The organism is Shewanella morhuae, assembly GCF_003028295.1.
Lineage (GTDB): Bacteria > Pseudomonadota > Gammaproteobacteria > Enterobacterales > Shewanellaceae > Shewanella > Shewanella morhuae.
The window spans coordinates 1,551,204-1,570,192 of the sequence record NZ_PYSG01000002.1 but is presented as its reverse complement, the minus strand read 5'-3'; the positions used below and the strand labels follow the sequence as shown (position 1 = coordinate 1,570,192).

Sequence of the window (18,989 nt, the reverse complement as noted above, 5' to 3'; positions counted from 1 at the left end):
TTTAAGTATTTCTGCAGTAATAGGTAAAGTTCGTTAGTACAAATATTGGCTTACATTTCTTTGCTAAGCTCAACATTCGAGCCTGCTCTTGGGCTAAATAACTGCTGATACAGCCTTCCCGCAAACTCATCCGTCATCCCTGAAATATAGTCCGCGAGTATCCTATGGCTGTTCAAGCCTTTTTGCTCGCTTTCACGCCAGCGCTCTTGCGTGTTCAGCGGCAATAAACGCTCAGGATCAGAAGCAAAGGCCTCAAATAATCCCATCACGATTTGTTGGCCTTTATATTCAAGCATTTGAATTTCAGGTTTACGGATAACGTATTTATAAACCAACTGCTTAAGCACATTAAGCGCCATGGCAAAATCGGGCTCTAGGGTTGCATTAAAGCGTAATAATGGGGTTTCAAAGGCCTCATCTTCAGTAATCACAATCGCGGTAACAAAGCCATTAACCAGTGTACCAATAGCATCTTTACGCAGATGGTGCTCGTGGGAAAATAGCTTATTACCAATATCGGCCAGCTCTTGTTTTATCCAAGTATCAGCACTGTGAGTGAGTGTTGGCGCTACATCTTGTTGCCATTGCGATGCTGTTACTATGCCCATCACAATCGCATCTTCAAGATCGTGCACCGCATAGGCGATATCATCGGCCAGTTCCATAATAGAGCAGTCGAAGGATTTAAACTGGGTCCGTAAATGCGGATAGTGGTGCAGAGCTGGGTGTGAGCTTTGTTGAGCCGAGGTAAATCGGTGGCGATCTTGCTCTGATAGAGGTTCAAGCACCCAAGCAAAGATGTCGCTATCGTCGTCGAAAATGCCCTTAACAGGCGGCCATTGTGACGGCTTGAGCTGTCTATGGTTGGTGATTTCATTATGTTCACCCGCGACAAACAGCTTCGAGTGCGGCGCGGGGTATTTCAAAATCCCGAGCATGGTACGCCTGCATAAATTCATGCCGAAATCTAAGGTGTAGGGTTCTAGTTTAGATAAAATGCGAAAGGTTTGACCATTGCCCTCAAAGCCGCCGTGATCGCGCATCATGTAATTTAAGGCTACTTCGCCGCCATGACCAAAAGGCGGATGACCAATATCGTGCGCCAAGCACAGCGACTCGAGTAAGCTCATAGAGGACAGTAACTGTTTATGTTGTGGATATTTACGTCTGAGCTGGGCGGCGATACCCGTACCAATTTGCGAGACTTCAAGGGAGTGGGTTAACCGAGTACGATAAAAATCATTCATGCCAACGCCGAGCACTTGGGTCTTAGCCTGCAGGCGCCTAAAAGCAGCTGAGTGTAAAATGCGCGCTCTATCGCGTTGATAGGGCGTGCGATGATCAAAACGCCTCTGTTTATCTTCACCATGGCGGCGTTCTTGCCAAACATTTGGAGTCATATGCATTCCTAGCGAGAGTGAAAAATCACAGCATCTTGTTAATTTCATCTAAATTAAGCGTGAAACTGGGCACAAAGCAATTCATAAAATAGCTGACTGCTGGATCGGGATTAGTGGCCAGCATATTTTCGAGACGCTTACGGGCAGTATTAAACTCACTGTTACCGGCGCGATTCTCTTCTAAGCACTTAAGATAAGCGCACAGAGTATCGGCGGATTTAACGATGGTCTTGTATATAGGATCTGCATAATCACTGATAAATAGACCACGATAATCCTCTTTAAATTCTTCTGGCACCATGTCTAACATGCGTTGTTCGGCAATCGCCTCAATCTTTTTATACTCGGCTTCGATTTCTTTATTGAAGTATTTGACTGGCGTTGGCAAGTCACCGGTGAGGATTTCACTGGCATCGTGGAAAATGGCTAGACTTGTGGCTTGATGTGGGTCGAGCGCTGTACCAAATTTTTTATTGCTGATGATAACTAACGCATGGGCCACCATAGCAACTTGCAGCGAGTGTTCTTGGACGTTTTCGGTGCGAACGTTGTACATTAAAGGCCAGCGTTGGATAAGCTTCATTCGAGCTAAATGAGCAAATAAGTGACTCATGTTTTTCCTTCTAATGAGTAAAGTGGGGCAGTGACCTTCAATTGAAAACAGTTCACATAAAATGGCAGGTGTACCCAAGTGAATGATTAGATTATCACAGCCTTGGATGACAAGTGAGCAGATAGGCGCAGGATTTAATGAAAAGAGATAAAAATAAAGCGATCCATAGGATCGCTTTATTGGGTTCATGATTGCTCAGCAATAATACCGAACCGAACTACTGTCGGTAGGTCTCAAGAAAAGTACCAAATTCGGTCAATGCCTTGTTGAGATCTTCCTTGTAGGGTAAAAATACCACTCGTAAATGATCCGGCTCAGGCCAATTAAAGGCTGTACCATGCACCAATAGGATTTTTTTCTCTCTGAGTAAATCCAGCACTAAGCGCTCATCATCCCGTAGATTAAATTTTTTCATATCTAATTTTGGAAAAGCATACAACGCGCCTTTAGGCTTTTTCACGCTGACACCGGGGATTTGATTTAATAGCTCATAACAAGCATCACGCTGAATGGTTAAGCGGCCATTAGGTAGAATAAGTTCATTAATACTCTGATAGCCACCGAGCGCCGTTTGAATTGCATGTTGATTGGGTACGTTCGCACATAGACGCATCGAGGAAAGCATCTCTAAGCCTTCAATATAACTTTTAGCTGCCTTAAGGTTACCTGACAACATCATCCAACCGACCCGAAAGCCCGCCGCGCGATAAGCCTTTGATAAACCATTAAAGGTTACGGTTAAAATATCGTCCGACAGGCCAGCAGCAGGAACATGCTGAGCTTCGTCATATAAAATTTTATCGTAGATTTCATCGGCAAATAAAATCAGGCTGTGTTCACGACAAAGCTCGACGACTTGCAGCAGTAGTTCTTTGCTGTAAACCGCACCTGTTGGATTATTGGGGTTAATTAATACAATACCGCGGGTACGTGATGAAATTTTGCTTTTTATGTCATTGAGATCGGGAAACCAGTCTGCTTCTTCATCGCAACGATAATGTACCGCTTTGCCACCGGCAAGATTGGCCGCAGCCGTCCACAATGGATAGTCAGGTGAGGGGATTAAAATCTCATCATCGGTATTAAGCAGCCCTTGCATTGCCATCATAATGAGTTCAGAAACCCCATTACCGATATAGATATCTTCGATATCGACCCCAAAAATTCCTTGTGCTTGATAATGCTGCACAATGGCCTTACGGGCAGAGAATAATCCTTTTGATTCGCAGTAGCCTTGGGCGCTGGGTAAATTGAGTATTACATCACGGACAATCTCTTCTGGCGCTTCAAAACCAAAAGGCGCGGGATTACCAATGTTGAGTTTGAGGATCCTGTGGCCTTCATCTTCTAAACGCCTGGCTTCCTTGTGCACTGGGCCGCGTATGTCGTAGCAAACGCTATCCAGCTTGTTGGATTTAATGATAGGGCGCATTTACACCTCGGAACATGCAAAAAAATTAGCTTAAGTTAGTGCACCATAACGAAATTTCGGTTTAGATGAAAGAGGGAGAATGCACAGAATTAGACTTTATTTATGAAAATAGCTTAGTTAAATATGCTTTAACAGTCGATTAATGAAATAAGAACAAGTTTTATGCTCTGACTTTAGTGTTAATTTAAGTGGTTTTAGCTGTGTTGTATGGCTAAATAAACAGGCTGTATGCATTTCAGGGCTAAAAAGTCAAATAGTGAATGTTCCGATGGAGCTAATGGGATAGTCAGGCTAACTCATCACTCTTTATTTTGTGGCTGAGGTGAAAACGTTAAATCTAATAACTTACATTTTTATCCATCATTTTTTATCCATCATTTTTTATCCATCATAGTGTGGCGGTGCTGGATATATATAAGTGTATTTTAGTAAATGCTTAATGGTTGATTTTTAACCTCGAATTTTTGATAAGTTACACTTCTGCAACCTTGTACGAGCTAAACCCCATCTAGTGATAAATAGGCATATTAATTGAATGCTTATTAAATACAGAGGAACATAATCACTTAAGTTGATAATTGGTTAAAGTTGTTTTGAATCAAACCATTACCTCTGCTTTTTACTGTAGGCAATAAATTTATTTTTGATCAAATTAAATTTAAGGTTGACTCAGTATTCGATGCGCATTATTTTCTGCGCGATGTTTTTGGCAAGGCACCTTAGATAGCAAGCAATTAGCGGGTTTTATCTGCAGGGTTAGTCATCATGAAGCAGCTATATTAGCGTTTGAATTGTGTTGATTCTAAGCGTTATTCTAAAACCATTTGCCTTTTTGGCGATTAATTTAGAGGACCTAAGTGCATGTCTGAACCGACAGCGTTAAGTCTCATCCCACCTTTGGTGGTATTGGTGTTAGCTATTTGGTTACGCCGTCCCATTTTATCTCTGATCATAGGTGCGGTAACCGGTTTCCTGTTACTCGATCCCAGTCAAGTATTAAACAATTTTGCCAAAGTGTCATTGCAAGTCATGACCGATGAAACCATAGGGTGGTTAATTCTGGTGTGTGGCGGTTTTGGTGCGCTCATTGCACTTTTGGTCCGCACTGGCGGCGCATTAGCGTTTGGCCGTAATGCACTTAAATTTGCCAAGGGACCTAAATCATCTCTGTTGATGACATTTATTCTTGGGATTGTGATTTTTATCGATGATTATCTTAATGCGCTCACCGTGGGTGAAACCATGAAGCGTGTTACCGATAAGTTTAAAGTATCCCGTGAAATGCTTGCTTACGTGGTTGATTCTACTGCGGCACCAGTGTGCGTATTAGTACCATTATCGACTTGGGCGGTATTTTTCGGTGGATTATTGGTAGACAACGGTGTTGCCGCCGAAGGCCAGGGTATTGCCGTTTATATGCAAGCAATTCCTTATATGCTGTATGCTTGGCTAGCAGTGGCGATGGTATTGCTTGTTGTATTAGGCATAGTACCAGCCATTGGGCCGATGAAAACGGCGCAGTTACGCGCTGCACAAGGCGAGCCAGCGCACGCGCAAGTCGATTTCGACCAAGTACAAACCTCAGATGAGTATGCGGTTAAAGCGATAGAGGAAGAGTTTAAAAATGCCGATAGCCAAGGGCAGCTACATAACTTCTTAGTGCCAATTTGTTTACTGGTCGCCTTTACGGTTTATTTTGATATTGACGTGTGGAAAGGGCTGCTTGCAACACTGGTTATCACCATCCCTTATTATGCGGTGCAGCGCTTGATGCCGTTATCCGAGATGATGGATCAGATGATTGACGGCTTTAAAAGCATGTTACCGGCAATTAGCACGGTCATTGCGGCGTTTGTGTTTAAGGATGTGTGCGATCAGCTATTACTGCCGCAATACGTAATTGAATCACTTAGTCCGTTTATGACGCCTAAATTACTGCCAGCGGTAGTATTTTTATCGATGGCTATTCTTGCATTTGCCACTGGTTCTAGCTGGGGTATATTTGCGGTGACCATTCCCATTGTGATGCCATTAGCGCAATCGGTTGGGGCAGATATCCCGTTAGTGATTGGCGCTTTACTCTCTGCGTCATCATTTGGTAGCCAAGCATGTTTCTACTCAGATTCAACCGTATTAGCCGCTCAAGGCTCAGGTTGTAATTTAGTGAGCCATGCTGTGACTCAACTACCGTATGCACTCATCGCTGCTGTACTGGCGTTTATTGGCTTTATCGTTATAGCGTAAACTCGGTCACTGTTAGCATAAAAAACCAGCTTCGGCTGGTTTTTTTATTGCTAAATCAATTCCCTAATAACACAGCTTAAGCTGATTAGATTTCGCTTTTAGGTATAAAAAAATAGTCTTGTGCAAATAATGAGGGATTAGATATTCATAAAATGGTAGATAATTTTTTAGATTTAAGAGGGGTTTTGTAAGATTGATTATATTTAAATAGGATTTTGTAGAAATGGTACACCCGAGTGGACTCGAACCACCGACCCCTACCATGTCAAGGTAGTGCTCTAACCAACTGAGCTACGGGTGTATTGTATGAATTTCTATATTTATACTCTTAGAGAAGAGTGGTACACCCGAGTGGACTCGAACCACCGACCCCTACCATGTCAAGGTAGTGCTCTAACCAACTGAGCTACGGGTGTATCGTTACATTTCATCTTTATTCCAAAGCATTGCGCGTTGGAACGAGCGCTATATTAGGGGGATAGGACTGGACTGGCAAGCAAAAAAAGTAAATTTATCGTCAAATGGTGAATTGCTGTGCAACTTGTCCAGTGTTTCTACAAATTTACTGATAAAACCGTAGTTTATCTTTCTGGCCTTAGCGGTTTAGCTATGTTAGGTCGTCTATTTTATTCATCAAATAGGCGGCAAAGCTAAAACCTTGTCGCCTATTAAATCAATATGCTCATCAATGGTGCGTTGTATCACCTTCGATAAGGCTTAAATGCACGCGATGTTTTTGAATATAACGTAAGCGAATAAAAAATAAGAGTGCAGCCGAAGTTAAGCCTGCAATAAGTCCAGTCCAGAATCCGTGAGCCCCCATAGCTGGTACGATATGGTCTGTATATGCCAAGGTATAACCGAGTGTCATACCAATAGCCCAATAAGAAAACAGCGTAATATAAAAGGCACTGCGCGTATCCTTATAACCACGAAGGGCACCGGCTGCGACCACTTGTACAGAGTCTGATAATTGATACAGTGCAGCCATAAGCATTAGACTGCCAGCTAAAGCAACCACTTCGGCATCGCCATTATAAAGTTCTGCAATTTGAAATCTGAATAATACCGTTAAAATCGCCGTTGTCAGCGCGAGTAATAGAGCAAGTATCAAGCCTACTTTTGCCACGACTGCTGAGATATCAGCGCGATCTTGGCCTAAGTAATAACCAATTCGAATCGATACTGCGATGCCAATGGATAACGGCACCATAAATACGATTGAGGAAAAATTCAGTGCTATTTGGTGACTTGCGACGACAGTTGCACCTAATGGCGCAAGAAATAATGCGATGATTGCAAATAAACTCACTTCAAAAAATAGCGCCATAGCGATTGGCATGCCGAGTTTAGTCATTTTTTTCATCGTGTTGAAATCAGGGCGATGAAATTTACTGAAAGGAGCTAAAGCGGCAAACTTCTTATGTAACTGCATATAAATAATCATGGCAATCAACATAGCCCAAAAAACTAAGGCGGTGGCAATACCGCAACCCGCGCCGCCCATAGCAGGTACGCCAAAGTGGCCATAAATAAAAATATAGTTAGCGGGAATGTTTACGGCTAAGCCGACAAAACCTATTACCATGGTGGGTAAGGTATAAGAAATCCCTTCACTACAGCCACGCAGCACTTGATAGAGCACGAATGCGGGGGCACCCCATAAAATACCGTCGAGATATCCTATGGTTAAACGGTATAATTCAGGCTCTAAGTCCATGTGGCTAAGCACAAAGGGCGCTGATGCAAGAAAAATCATCACACCAATGCCGCCGATGATGGCAAGATAGGCACCTTGAAAGGCCAGCGGTTGAATCGCTTTTTGATTATTCGCCCCATTATAGTGGGCAAATAAAGGTGTAAAAGCCATCAGCAAACCTTGGACAAACAAAATAGCGGGCAACCACAGGCTTGTGCCGACTGCCACTGCGGCCATATCCACTGCACTTACACGGCCCGCCATAACGGTATCAATAAAGCCCATCATAGTCTGAGTGACCTGAGCTATTAGCACAGGAAGTGCCAGTTGGATTAAACGTTTGGCTTGATAGCCTGAATGATTCATAAATACAGCCTTTAACGATTAAGCGAGCAAAAAATGTTTACAGGTATAGTACAAGCCACCTGCGAGGTGGTTGCAATACATAAGAAAGATGGTTTACATACCCTTGAGGTAGCGTTTGAACCTGATTTGCGTGAGGGACTTACGATTGGCGCAAGTGTGGCAAATAACGGGGTATGTCTCACAGTGACTCAGGTTGCTGATGATAGGGTATTTTTCGACGTAGTGGAAGAGACGTTACGGTTAACAAATCTGGTAAATTTGTCGGTGGGTCAAAGTATTAACATTGAACGTTCATTAACCTTTGGCAGTGAAATCGGTGGCCATATTCTGTCAGGCCATATCCATACCAAGGCCAAAGTCATGCATATCAGTCACACAGAACAGCATTATGATCTAACACTGGGTATTGAGCCTAAGTGGATGGACTATATCTTTTACAAAGGATTCGTCGGTGTCAACGGTTGCAGTTTAACGGTTGGTGAGGTGAGTGAATCGGGCTTTAAGTTGCATTTAATCCCTGAAACCTTAAAGCTGACAAACTTAAACAGCTACAATGTGGGTGACGAACTTAATATCGAGATAGACAGCCAGACACAAGTGATAGTCGATACTGTTGAACGTGTATTGGCCAGACGTTTTAACGGTTCAGCGCGTTAGCCTTGTTAAGCGTCTCGTGTTTAGTGCAAGCAGATTTAATAGATTTGCTCATCGTCTGAGTCGATATGCAGTTCAATAGTACGTCTCAATTCATCGACATGTAAACGTAAATGAATTGGATTACAGCAAATTCGGCAGTCATCGTAATAATCTTGATCTCCGCCGCTGGCATCGATACTGATATCTTGATGGTGCCCGCAGTGGGGACAGGCTATCACTTTATTCATGATTTTCATGGTGTCACTCCTTTTTAGGCAATAAAAGCTGAATCACTCTGCTCAATCAGCACTTCTCATGCTTGATTTGCTCGTGATACCTACAGTATTACGTGAACTCTGAATGCTCAGTATGTGCTTTCTAGTTAGAGTATCTTTTATTAAGTGCTATTAGAGTATATAGCAGAGTGTAGTGCATTGACTTAGATGAAGTCAGTCTCAAAACACCCCATGATAGACCTTCTGGTTAAATTTTTGCTTAGTGAGTGATGACACTTCTAGCATTTAGTCTTTTACTGTCGCCAACCCTTCAATTTTGTTGCTATGTAATACACCATCGTGGGCACTTGAAGTAATATCGTGCGTTAAATGTTGCATTTGCGGTTAAATTTCACTTGTTACATCAAAGAGTAATGCTTGCGTGTCGAACAGGGGTGTTTGCGCTTAGCTTCTACGATTCTGGTGGCGCGCCTGCTTTAGTCATGATTACTACAGCGAGTAGAATACCGTTCAACATATTTAAGTTCCCTTATCATGATTTAGTTATGTGCCATAAACGGGTGTCAGAATAGGGGAGTTCGATGACCGTTAAGTTAACACGCAGCCAAATCACTAATTCGCTTTTTGCTTTTAATCCCATTTCTAGCCAATAGACTTGCGCCTTTTAGCTACAATCCCTTAGAATAAACGCCCTGTTACGCAAGGTGGCTAAGACTCCTGTACTGTCTTAACCTAGCGAGCATTTTTCTTCAATTAACTTAACCCAAGTGGCCCTACGTGTGGGTCACCACTGGAAAGGATATTTCATGCCTGTAATTACACTTCCCGATGGTAGCAAACGTGAGTTTGCTCATTCTGTCTCGACTCTCGATGTTGCCGCCGATATTGGCCCTGGTTTAGCGAAAGCGTGTATCGCTGGCCGCGTTAATGGCGAATTAAAAGATGCCTGCGATCTCATTGAAACCGATGCTGAGCTGTCAATCATTACCGCCAAAGACGAAGAAGGTGTTGAAATTCTTCGCCATTCTTGTGCGCATTTATTAGGTCATGCGATTAAGCAAATGTGGCCAGAAACCAAGATGGCGATTGGTCCAGTTATCGATAATGGCTTCTACTATGATATCGACCTTGAGCGCAAATTGACTCAAGAAGATATCGAAGCCTTAGAAAAGCGTATGCAACAACTTGCCAAAACTAACTATGATGTTGTGAAACAAGTGGTTAGCTGGCAAGAAGCGCGCGATACATTCGCAGCGCGTGGTGAAGACTATAAAATTGCTATTCTTGATGAAAACATCAGTAAAGACGCAACGCCTGCGCTGTATCACCACGAAGAATACATCGACATGTGCCGTGGACCACACGTGCCTAACATGCGTTTTTGCCAACATTTTAAATTAATGAGTATCGCAGGCGCTTATTGGCGTGGTAACTCAGACAATAAAATGCTGCAACGTATCTATGGTACTGCTTGGGCCGATAAAAAAGCGCTGAGCACACACTTAACCCGTTTAGAAGAAGCGGCTAAGCGTGACCACCGTAAAATTGGTAAACAACTCGACTTGTATCACATGCAAGAAGAAGCGCCAGGTATGGTGTTCTGGCATAACGACGGTTGGAGTATCTTTTTAGAATTAGAAAGATTCATTCGCCGTAAGTTAAATCAATACACTTACCAAGAAGTCAAAGGTCCATTAATGATGGATCGCGTGTTGTGGGAACGTTCTGGTCACTGGGATAAATACTCAGAAGCCATGTTTACGACCAGTAGTGAAAACCGCGAATACGCAATTAAGCCAATGAACTGTCCTGGTCACGTACAGATTTTCAACCAAGGGTTGAAATCTTATCGCGACTTGCCATTGCGTATGGCGGAGTTTGGTTGCTGTCATCGTAATGAACCTTCAGGTTCGTTACATGGATTAATGCGCGTACGTGGCTTCACACAAGACGATGCGCACATTTTCTGTACAGATGATCAAGTTCAAGAAGAAGTGAGTGCGTGTATCCAGATGGTTTACGATACATATGCGACCTTTGGTTTTGACAATATTGTGGTTAAGTTATCTACTCGCCCAGAAAAACGTATCGGTGACGATACTATGTGGGATAGAGCCGAAGAAGCGCTTAAGCAAGCACTACGTGCCAATAATATAGAATTCACTATTTTACCTGGTGAAGGCGCATTCTACGGACCCAAAATCGAATTTACTTTACACGATTGTTTGGACCGTCCGTGGCAATGTGGTACTGTGCAGCTCGATTATGCGTTGCCAAGTCGTCTTGGTGCAACTTATGTTGCCGAAGATAACAGTCGTCAAACCCCTGTTATGATCCACCGTGCTATTTTAGGCTCGTTGGAGCGATTCTTGGGTATCTTGATTGAAGAATATGCAGGACGTTTCCCAACTTGGTTAGCCCCAATGCAAGTTGTCGTGATGAATATCACTGATAAACAGGCTGATTATGTTGAAGAAGTTGTAAAATTCTTCAAAGAACAAGGTATTCGAGCGTCTTTTGACTTGAGGAATGAGAAAATAGGCTTTAAAATACGCGAGCACACCTTAAGGCGTGTCCCTTATTTGTTGGTCGTTGGCGATCAAGAAATGGAAAATAAGGAAGTCGCGGTGCGTACTCGTGATGGTATAGATTTAGGTAAGATGCGACTTGAAGATTTCGCCACTAAAATCCATCAACAGATTTCGCTCCGTAGTCTCAAATTGTTGGAGGAATAGATCATAAAGATCAAAAAAACAGCAGGGCGTCAGCCAGCCCCTAATAGAATCAATGACGAAATTACAGGCGTACCAGAAGTACGTTTAACTGGCATTGATGGTGAAGCTATTGGTGTGGTAAGCATCAGAGATGCTCAGAATTTGGCAGATGAAGCAGGTGCAGACCTAGTAGAAATTAGTCCAAACGCTGAACCTCCAGTATGTCGCATTATGGACTACGGTAAGTTCCTTTTTGATAAAGCGAAAGCTCAAAAAGAACAAAAGAAGAAGCAAAAACAGGTTCAGGTCAAGGAAATTAAATTCCGTCCTGGAACTGACGAAAACGACTATCAGGTAAAACTACGCAACCTGATACGTTTTCTGGAAGACGGGGACAAAGCGAAGATTACGCTACGTTTCCGAGGTCGCGAAATGGCACACCAAAACCTGGGTATGGATCTATTGAACCGTATCAAGGCTGATTTGGACGAGTATGCGGTTGTTGAGTCTTTCCCGAAAATGGAAGGCCGACAAGCAATTATGGTGCTAGCACCTAAAAAGAAATAAGTAGGGCAAAACTTAAAGTAGCAAAGGCCTATGGCCTTTGCTCGCCTTGCTTTTTATTAAACATCCCAATGCGGAGTTTTAGAAATGCCTAAAATGAAAACAGACAAGGGTGTAGCGAAGCGTTTTAAGAAAACCGCTAATGGTTTCAAGCGCAAGCAAGCACACTTACGTCACATTTTGACGAAAAAAAGCACTAAACGTAAACGTCACTTACGTGCCAAATGTTTAGTATCAAAAGCTGACGTACCAGCAATCGCGCGTCAATTACCTTACGCTTAATTTAGGAGTTTAGAAAATGCCAAGAGTTAAGCGTGGTGTAACCGCTCGTGCTCGTCACAAAAAAGTTTTAAAACTAGCTAAAGGTTATTATGGCGCTCGTAGCCGTACTTACCGTGTTGCTGTACAAGCAGTAACTAAAGCTGGCCAATATGCTTACCGTGACCGTCGTCAGAAAAAACGTCAATTCCGTCAATTATGGATTGCACGTATTAATGCTGCCGCTCGTCAAAATGGTCTGTCTTACAGCCGTTTCATCAACGGTCTGAAAAAGGCGTCTATCGAAATCGATCGTAAGATTTTGGCTGACATCGCTGTATTCGACAAAGTTGTGTTTGCAACTTTAGTTGAAAAAGCAAAAGAAGCGTTAAACTAAGAAATTAGTTTGTTGCTGTAGAGAAGGGACCATTTGGTCCCTTTTTTTGTCGGTTATTTTTGACTTAATACAATGATTAAATATTTTTACGTTGAAGAAATTAGAATGTATGGGCTGCGTGGAAGCGAAAAAGCCTCTGTGTTTACAGCATTAAACTTTGGGAAAACATGAGCTAAATGATGGTCTTTATGGATAAGTTGCAGTTAAAAAAAATAGCAGGCTAAGCCTGCTATTGATCTAAAAGCTAATCTTATTATTTTTTAGCGTCTAAGTAACGCTCAGCATCGAGTGCAGCCATACATCCAGTGCCGGCTGAAGTGATGGCTTGGCGATAATGTTGATCCATTACGTCACCACAAGCATAAACACCTTCAATGCTAGTTTGGGTGGCATTGCCTTGTAAGCCGCTCTGTACTTTTAAATAACCGTGGTCCATTTCTAGCTGGCCTGCAAAAATACCGGTATTAGGGCTGTGGCCAATAGCAACGAACACGCCTGCAACGGCTAAGTCGGTGATTGAACCATCTTTAGTGCTCTTCATCTTCAGGCCTGTCACACCCATAGCATCACCAACAACTTCATCCATGGTTTGATCTAAGTGAAGGATGATGTTGCCATTAGCGACTTTGTCCATTAGACGATTGATCAGAATTTTTTCTGAGCGGAATGTGTCACGGCGATGAATTAAATGTACTTCAGCGGCAATATTGCTTAAGTACAGTGCTTCTTCAACGGCTGTATTACCACCACCTATCACGGCAACTTTTTGATTGCGATAGAAGAACCCATCACAGGTTGCACAGGCTGACACGCCGCGGCCCTTGAATGCTTCTTCAGAATCTAATCCTAAATAACGGGCTGAAGCGCCAGTTGCAATGATCAGCGCATCACAAGTGTATTCGCCGTTGTCGCCTTTTAAACGAAAAGGGCGCTCAGTTAAGGTTACTTCGTTGATGTGATCGAATAAGATTTCAGTATCAAATTTTTCGGCATGCTTTTGCATACGTTCCATCAAAGCTGGACCAGTTAGGTCATCCGCATCGCCTGGCCAGTTTTCCACTTCAGTTGTGGTGGTTAATTGTCCACCTTGCTGCATACCAGTGATCATCACTGGTTTTAAGTTCGCACGCGCAGCATAAACAGCTGCGGTATATCCTGCTGGGCCTGAACCCAAAATCAATAAGTTACAATGTCTGATCTGGCTCATTTTTATCTCCATGCCTTTAGCAAATTGCGAAGATTGTAGGGAATTTACCCGTAGGGGTAAAGTGTTGAAAGGCGATTCTTTTAGATTGTGCTAATCGAGTCTGTGAGCTTTTAGATTAGAACGTAAATGTTGCTTTAACAACGATTAAAATTAACGACTTAAAAGAGGAAATAATAGTCATAATTGCAGCATAAGTTTCTTTATTAAATGATGACGAAATGGTTGTTAATGGACTTTGACTTATAAAATAAGCGGCCTGATAAAATGAAGGCCGCTTAGAATGTGTTGCTAGATAAAACTTACGTAAAATTTAGCTTAAAAGGCTGGTTGGTGAAGTAAACTCTAGATTTAACGCGTGAGCGACTTCTTTACAGACAACTTTTCCGTGCATTACGTTTAAGCCATTGAGGAAATGCTTATCCTGCAATAGTGCCTCTTTATAACCTAAGTTAGCCAGCTTAAGAATAAACGGTAGCGTTGCATTGTTGAGCGCAAAGGTTGAAGTTCGAGCAACCGCGCCGGGCATATTTGCGACACAATAATGCACAACACCATCAACAATGTAAGTTGGATCTTCATGAGTTGTTGCGTGTGACGTCTCAACACATCCACCTTGATCGATTGCTACATCAACGATGGCGCTGCCTTGCTTCATACGTGAAATCATACTTCGTGTCACTAATTTTGGTGCCGCAGCGCCTGGAATAAGTACGCCACCGATAACAAGATCGGCTTTAATAACATGTTGTTCAATCGTATCAGCGGTAGAGTAAATCGTTTTGACTGCCGAGCCAAACTGCACATTTAAACGACGCAGAGCATCAATGCTACGATCGAGCACTACTACATCTGCGCCCATGCCTACAGCAACTTGCGCGGCATTAGTACCCACCATGCCGCCACCAATGATGACGACTTTAGCTGGCTCTACGCCGGGTACACCACCCATTAAAACACCGCGCCCTCCTGAAGATTTCTCTAATGCCATTGCCCCCGCTTGGATTGACATACGACCAGCTACTTCCGACATAGGGGCCAATAGAGGAAGGCCTCCGTGATTATCTGTCACCGTTTCATAAGCAATGCACACCGCTCCACTTTTGATTAAATCTTCAGTTTGCGATAAATCTGGAGCCAGATGCAGATAAGTAAATAAAATTTGATCGTGACGTAACATCGCACGCTCAATGGCTTGAGGTTCTTTTACTTTTACAATCATTTGTGCTTTAGCAAAAACCTCTGCAGCGGTGGCTAAAATGCTGGCGCCAGCATCAATATAATCTTCATCTGAAAAACCAATGCCTAGGCCAGCATTGGTTTCAACAAAAACATCATGACCTTTGTTCGCTAATTCACGAACGCTAGAAGGAACCATACCGACACGATATTCGTGGTTTTTAATTTCTTTTGGAACACCAATAATCATAGTTGAGCCTCAATTGCCTGTAAATCCCACTTTTAATGGGCATAATTGTTATTTTATCGTGACCTGAACGTGATTAATTCAGGGATTTCTAGTATAGTATCGGTAAAGCAGTTTATGCTGCTAAAGTTGGGTCATACCTAGAGTAAAATGTTGTTTTAGTGATAAAGCAAGGTTAAATAAATGGCATATAATAAAAAGAGTCCTGTAAAAGACTTGGATCGCATCGATCGCAACATTCTTAATGAATTACAACTTGATGGCCGCATTTCAAATGTGGAATTGTCAAAAAGGGTCGGGCTCAGTCCCACTCCGTGTTTAGAAAGAGTGAAACGACTCGAAAAACAAGGTTATATCAATGGCTACACCGCGTTGGTAAATCCGCATTTCTTGGGCGCATCCCTGCTCGTATTCGTTGAGATCACGCTAAGCCGTGATACTCCCGAAGTGTTTGATAAGTTTAACCGTGCAGTACAGCTGCTAGATGATATTCAAGAATGTCACCTAGTATCAGGCGATTTTGACTACTTACTGAAGACCCGAGTTTCAGATATGTCAGCCTATCGTCGTTTGCTAGGTGAGACATTATTGAAGTTACCTTCTGTTTCTGACACGCGTACCTATGTCGTGATGGAAGAGGTGAAACACACCAGTCGTGTCGCGATAAATCATCTACTTTCAGATATCTAATTTACCCTGATTATTTGGTTTTATCATAAGGGGCTTAGGCTCCTTATTTGTGTAACACCATTTGCTTATCTTGCTTGAATTCTGTTGTGCTCAATCTTGCGATCTTACTTAAGTTAACCAGTTTACACACTTATTTTTGTGGTAATTTTAATCAAATTTGTTAACGGAAGTGTTTGTGTAATAACTCTTTCCTCCCTAAAAACATACTTAAGTACCCCGATAGGTTAAATTTTGCCAATCATGGCTAATTCTACATAGAAAAACAGACTAATATGCTCCACATTTAGTGGGATTCTGGTATCGTTAGCCCACCTGTTTTCACTTATTATGGATTACGTCGTTTGTCTCAAGGAAATAGTGTACGCACGCTCACAGGGCTGCAACGTCTGCTGGAAGGCGGACTCATCATTTGTTGTGTTCTCGCCACTTATATTTTGCTCGCATTAACGAGTTTTAGCCCGTCTGATCCTGGTTGGAGTCAGTCGCATTTTCAAGGCGATATTAAAAACTGGACCGGAGCAGTAGGTGCTTGGATTGCCGATATTCTATTATATTTTTTTGGTGTAACAGCTTATATCATGCCGCTTATTGTCGCGTCGACAGGCTGGTTAATGTTCAAACGCGCTCATCATTTACTTGAGGTTGATTACTTCTCTGTTGCCCTAAGGTTGATTGGTTTTTTACTGATTATTTTAGGCTTTTCGGCCCTAGCGAGCATGAACGCTAATAATATTTATGAGTTTTCAGCAGGGGGCGTCGCAGGTGATGTCATTGGACAAAGTATGTTGCCGTATTTTAATAAACTCGGCACGACCTTATTGCTGCTGTGCTTTTTAGGCTCAGGTTTTACGCTATTAACCGGCATTAGTTGGCTCACCGTGGTCGAGAAAATCGGCTTAATTTCAATTTGGGTTTATAAAAAGCTTAAATTACTGCCACAAGCGATGAAGCGTAAAGGTGAAAGCGAAGATACTCGTGGTTTTATGTCGGTGGTTGATAAGTTCAAGCAGCGCCGTGAATCTCAATATGTGCTTGAAAGACCACCCGTTATTGACTCGCCAAAAGTGCGTGAACGCTATATCGGGCGTAGAGCAGAGATAACACCCACATTGTCTGCTACTGATGAGGGCATTATCACTGCAACGCAAGACGATACGCCGCAAAAAAATAAGCTGTCTGCGCTTGCAAAAATTTTGAGTTTTAATGGCGCCAAAAATAAAAATACCCAACGGGTTGAGCCGCAAATCGATCATGATGATTTGGCCGCCCATGGTAATTTTGAAGCGCCGCCATGGTTAGCTGAGCCGCAACATTCAATGGCAACTGAGCAAAATAGCGCTGACTTTAACTCCTATTCATTTGCACATGACGATAATGAGCCGGTATTTAATCATCAAACATTGGCAGAAGATGACGATGAGAGTATTGGGTTTAATGATGATGACATTATTGATTTTGATACTAAAGCTTCAACGGGCGCTGTGAATCAAGCTCAGCGTAAGAAGCAAGAGCAAAAAGCAAAAATTGTTGATGGTATTGTGGTACTGCCAGGGCAAGAAGATAAACCTACGCCGAAAAAACCGATGGATCCGCTACCAAGTATTAATCTACTCGATATACCTGATCGTAAAAAGAATCCCATCAGCGCAGAAGAATTGGATCAAGTTGCGCGGCTTGTTGAAGTTAAGCTCGCTGATTTCAATATTATCGCCAATGTGGTGGGCGTGTATCCAGGACCTGTGATCACGCGCTTTGAATTAGAATTAGCACCAGGCGTTAAAGCGTCAAAAATCTCTAATTTATCAAAGGATTTGGCTCGCTCTTTATTAGCGGAAAGTGTGCGAGTGGTAGAAGTGATTCCGGGCAAGGCTTATGTTGGCATCGAAATACCCAATAAATTTCGCGAAACCGTATTTATGCGCGACGTCCTTGATTGCGAGGCATTTACCGAGAGCAAATCCAATTTAACCATGGTGTTAGGCCAAGATATTGCAGGCGATCCAGTGGTCGTCGATTTGGGTAAAATGCCGCATTTGTTGGTTGCGGGTACAACAGGTTCGGGTAAGTCTGTGGGCGTAAACGTGATGATCACGAGCTTACTGTATAAGTCTGGCCCAGAAGATGTGCGTTTTATCATGATCGATCCGAAAATGTTGGAATTGTCTGTGTATGAAGGCATTCCGCATTTGTTGTGTGAAGTGGTCACCGATATGAAAGAAGCTGCCAATGCACTGCGCTGGTGTGTGGGCGAAATGGAGCGCCGCTATAAGCTAATGTCTATGATGGGTGTACGTAACATTAAAGGCTATAACGCTAAAATTGCCGAGGCGAAGGCGAATGGCGAAGTGATTTTAGATCCTATGTGGAAGTCTTCTGACAGCATGGAGCCCGAAGCCCCCGCGTTAGATAAGCTGCCATCGATTGTCGTCGTGGTTGATGAATTTGCCGATATGATGATGATAGTCGGTAAGAAAGTGGAAGAGTTGATTGCCCGTATCGCCCAAAAAGCGCGAGCTGCAGGTATTCATTTAATTCTGGCTACCCAAAGACCGTCAGTGGATGTGATTACCGGTTTGATTAAAGCCAACATTCCTACCCGTATGGCGTTCCAAGTGTCATCGCGTATCGATTCGCGTACTATTTTAGATCAACAAGGTGCTGAAACCTTACTCGGTATGGGGGATATGTTATTCCTACCACCGGGCACGGCCATACCAAATCGGGTTCATGGCGCCTTTGTTGACGATCATGAAGTACATCGCGTCGTTGCCGATTGGTGCGCCCGTGGTAAGCCGCAATATATTGATGAAATTCTTAATGGCGCTACTGATGGTGAGCAAGTGTTATTGCCCGGTGAAACCGCTGAGTCCGATGAAGAATATGATCCGTTGTATGATGAAGCCGTTGCCTTTGTGACTGAAACTCGCCGCGGCTCTATTTCAAGCGTACAACGTAAGTTTAAGATTGGTTATAACCGCGCTGCGCGCATTATTGAACAGATGGAAGCACAAGGTATCGTGTCGGCGCAAGGCCATAACGGTAATCGTGAAGTATTGGCGCCGCCAGCACCCAAAAAATATTAAGCCAATGCTAAGACATGGCTTTAGTGC

Annotated in this window: 15 protein-coding genes and 2 tRNA genes; 8 read left to right on the top strand and 9 right to left on the bottom strand. The window is 43.0% G+C overall.

Annotated features, from left to right (window positions below; translation table 11 throughout):
• Positions 1 to 50 precede the first annotated feature (50 nt).
• The 3 genes from C9I43_RS07440 to C9I43_RS07430 all read right to left on the bottom strand — a co-directional run bounded on the left by C9I43_RS07440 (position 51) and on the right by C9I43_RS07430 (position 3,445).
• Complete coding sequence (locus tag C9I43_RS07440) at positions 51 to 1,400, bottom strand: anti-phage deoxyguanosine triphosphatase (protein WP_107882979.1); 1,350 nt, start codon at positions 1,398 to 1,400, stop codon at positions 51 to 53.
• A 25-nt stretch (positions 1,401 to 1,425) separates the two neighbouring features.
• Positions 1,426 to 2,013 (bottom strand): 5'-deoxynucleotidase, encoded by a 588-nt coding sequence (yfbR, locus tag C9I43_RS07435; protein WP_107882977.1) that lies wholly within the window; start codon positions 2,011 to 2,013, stop codon positions 1,426 to 1,428.
• A gap of 217 nt (positions 2,014 to 2,230) precedes the next feature.
• A complete protein-coding gene (locus tag C9I43_RS07430; protein WP_076500466.1) occupies positions 2,231 to 3,445 on the bottom strand; it encodes a pyridoxal phosphate-dependent aminotransferase in 1,215 nt (404 codons plus the stop codon).
• A gap of 861 nt (positions 3,446 to 4,306) precedes the next feature.
• Between C9I43_RS07430 and C9I43_RS07425 the strand changes: the two genes are divergently transcribed.
• Positions 4,307 to 5,689, top strand: coding sequence for a Na+/H+ antiporter NhaC family protein (locus tag C9I43_RS07425; protein WP_107882975.1), 1,383 nt, complete (start codon positions 4,307 to 4,309; stop codon positions 5,687 to 5,689).
• A 224-nt stretch (positions 5,690 to 5,913) separates the two neighbouring features.
• Here C9I43_RS07425 and C9I43_RS07420 read toward each other — a convergent pair.
• The 3 genes from C9I43_RS07420 to C9I43_RS07410 all read right to left on the bottom strand — a co-directional run bounded on the left by C9I43_RS07420 (position 5,914) and on the right by C9I43_RS07410 (position 7,754).
• Positions 5,914 to 5,990: transfer RNA gene (locus C9I43_RS07420), tRNA-Val, on the bottom strand.
• Between the two features lie 38 nt (positions 5,991 to 6,028).
• A tRNA-Val gene (locus tag C9I43_RS07415) sits at positions 6,029 to 6,105 on the bottom strand.
• A gap of 269 nt (positions 6,106 to 6,374) precedes the next feature.
• Positions 6,375 to 7,754 carry an MATE family efflux transporter gene (locus C9I43_RS07410; protein ID WP_076501579.1) on the bottom strand — a complete coding sequence of 460 codons (1,380 nt, stop codon included), beginning with the start codon at positions 7,752 to 7,754 and terminating at the stop codon, positions 6,375 to 6,377.
• Between the two features lie 33 nt (positions 7,755 to 7,787).
• Between C9I43_RS07410 and C9I43_RS07405 the strand changes: the two genes are divergently transcribed.
• A complete protein-coding gene (locus C9I43_RS07405; RefSeq protein ID WP_107882973.1) occupies positions 7,788 to 8,411 on the top strand; it encodes a riboflavin synthase subunit alpha in 624 nt (207 codons plus the stop codon).
• Between the two features lie 35 nt (positions 8,412 to 8,446).
• On the opposite strand, the gene C9I43_RS07400 is transcribed toward C9I43_RS07405, so the two are convergent.
• A complete protein-coding gene (locus tag C9I43_RS07400; protein ID WP_107882970.1) occupies positions 8,447 to 8,647 on the bottom strand; it encodes a CPXCG motif-containing cysteine-rich protein in 201 nt (66 codons plus the stop codon).
• 785 nt (positions 8,648 to 9,432) lie between these two features.
• On the opposite strand from C9I43_RS07400, the gene thrS reads away from it, so the two are divergent.
• The 4 genes from thrS (at position 9,433) to rplT (ending at position 12,559) form a co-directional block, all read left to right on the top strand.
• A complete protein-coding gene (gene thrS, locus C9I43_RS07395) occupies positions 9,433 to 11,361 on the top strand; it encodes a threonine--tRNA ligase (protein WP_107882968.1) in 1,929 nt (642 codons plus the stop codon).
• 3 nt (positions 11,362 to 11,364) lie between these two features.
• Entirely contained in the window at positions 11,365 to 11,907 is a 543-nt protein-coding gene (gene infC / locus C9I43_RS07390) for a translation initiation factor IF-3 (protein WP_076501573.1), read from the top strand.
• An 84-nt stretch (positions 11,908 to 11,991) separates the two neighbouring features.
• The gene (gene rpmI / locus C9I43_RS07385) at positions 11,992 to 12,186 is read left to right on the top strand and encodes a 50S ribosomal protein L35 (RefSeq protein WP_006081653.1); all 195 of its coding nucleotides are present in this window, start codon (positions 11,992 to 11,994) and stop codon (positions 12,184 to 12,186) included.
• A gap of 16 nt (positions 12,187 to 12,202) precedes the next feature.
• A complete protein-coding gene (rplT, locus tag C9I43_RS07380) occupies positions 12,203 to 12,559 on the top strand; it encodes a 50S ribosomal protein L20 (protein WP_006081652.1) in 357 nt (118 codons plus the stop codon).
• Between the two features lie 253 nt (positions 12,560 to 12,812).
• Here rplT and trxB read toward each other — a convergent pair whose 3' ends face one another.
• The gene (gene trxB / locus C9I43_RS07375) at positions 12,813 to 13,766 is read right to left on the bottom strand and encodes a thioredoxin-disulfide reductase (protein WP_076501572.1); all 954 of its coding nucleotides are present in this window, start codon (positions 13,764 to 13,766) and stop codon (positions 12,813 to 12,815) included.
• Between the two features lie 310 nt (positions 13,767 to 14,076).
• Positions 14,077 to 15,192: an alanine dehydrogenase gene (gene ald, locus C9I43_RS07370; protein WP_076501570.1), complete on the bottom strand. Its 1,116-nt coding sequence runs from the start codon at positions 15,190 to 15,192 to the stop codon at positions 14,077 to 14,079.
• A 180-nt stretch (positions 15,193 to 15,372) separates the two neighbouring features.
• Here ald and lrp point away from each other — a divergent pair, with 180 nt between their 5' ends.
• Both lrp and C9I43_RS07360 read left to right on the top strand, forming a co-directional pair.
• Positions 15,373 to 15,879 carry a leucine-responsive transcriptional regulator Lrp gene (gene lrp, locus C9I43_RS07365; protein ID WP_006081649.1) on the top strand — a complete coding sequence of 169 codons (507 nt, stop codon included), beginning with the start codon at positions 15,373 to 15,375 and terminating at the stop codon, positions 15,877 to 15,879.
• 341 nt (positions 15,880 to 16,220) lie between these two features.
• Positions 16,221 to 18,962 (top strand): DNA translocase FtsK, encoded by a 2,742-nt coding sequence (locus tag C9I43_RS07360; protein WP_107882966.1) that lies wholly within the window; start codon positions 16,221 to 16,223, stop codon positions 18,960 to 18,962.
• Positions 18,963 to 18,989: the final 27 nt, after the last annotated feature.

Excerpts from the sequence above, each read along its gene's own strand:
- trxB (WP_076501572.1), bottom strand. The coding sequence starts at position 13,766 with ATGAGCCAGATCAGACATTGTAACTTATTGATTTTGGGTTCAGGCCCA.
- thrS (WP_107882968.1), top strand. The coding sequence starts at position 9,433 with ATGCCTGTAATTACACTTCCCGATGGTAGCAAACGTGAGTTTGCTCAT.
- lrp (WP_006081649.1), top strand. The coding sequence starts at position 15,373 with ATGGCATATAATAAAAAGAGTCCTGTAAAAGACTTGGATCGCATCGAT.
- yfbR (WP_107882977.1), bottom strand. The coding sequence starts at position 2,013 with ATGAGTCACTTATTTGCTCATTTAGCTCGAATGAAGCTTATCCAACGC.
- rpmI (WP_006081653.1), top strand. The coding sequence starts at position 11,992 with ATGCCTAAAATGAAAACAGACAAGGGTGTAGCGAAGCGTTTTAAGAAA.
- C9I43_RS07425 (WP_107882975.1), top strand. The coding sequence starts at position 4,307 with ATGTCTGAACCGACAGCGTTAAGTCTCATCCCACCTTTGGTGGTATTG.
- C9I43_RS07405 (WP_107882973.1), top strand. The coding sequence starts at position 7,788 with ATGTTTACAGGTATAGTACAAGCCACCTGCGAGGTGGTTGCAATACAT.
- C9I43_RS07410 (WP_076501579.1), bottom strand. The coding sequence starts at position 7,754 with ATGAATCATTCAGGCTATCAAGCCAAACGTTTAATCCAACTGGCACTT.
- C9I43_RS07400 (WP_107882970.1), bottom strand. The coding sequence starts at position 8,647 with ATGAAAATCATGAATAAAGTGATAGCCTGTCCCCACTGCGGGCACCAT.
- ald (WP_076501570.1), bottom strand. The coding sequence starts at position 15,192 with ATGATTATTGGTGTTCCAAAAGAAATTAAAAACCACGAATATCGTGTC.
- C9I43_RS07430 (WP_076500466.1), bottom strand. The coding sequence starts at position 3,445 with ATGCGCCCTATCATTAAATCCAACAAGCTGGATAGCGTTTGCTACGAC.
- rplT (WP_006081652.1), top strand. The coding sequence starts at position 12,203 with ATGCCAAGAGTTAAGCGTGGTGTAACCGCTCGTGCTCGTCACAAAAAA.
- C9I43_RS07440 (WP_107882979.1), bottom strand. The coding sequence starts at position 1,400 with ATGACTCCAAATGTTTGGCAAGAACGCCGCCATGGTGAAGATAAACAG.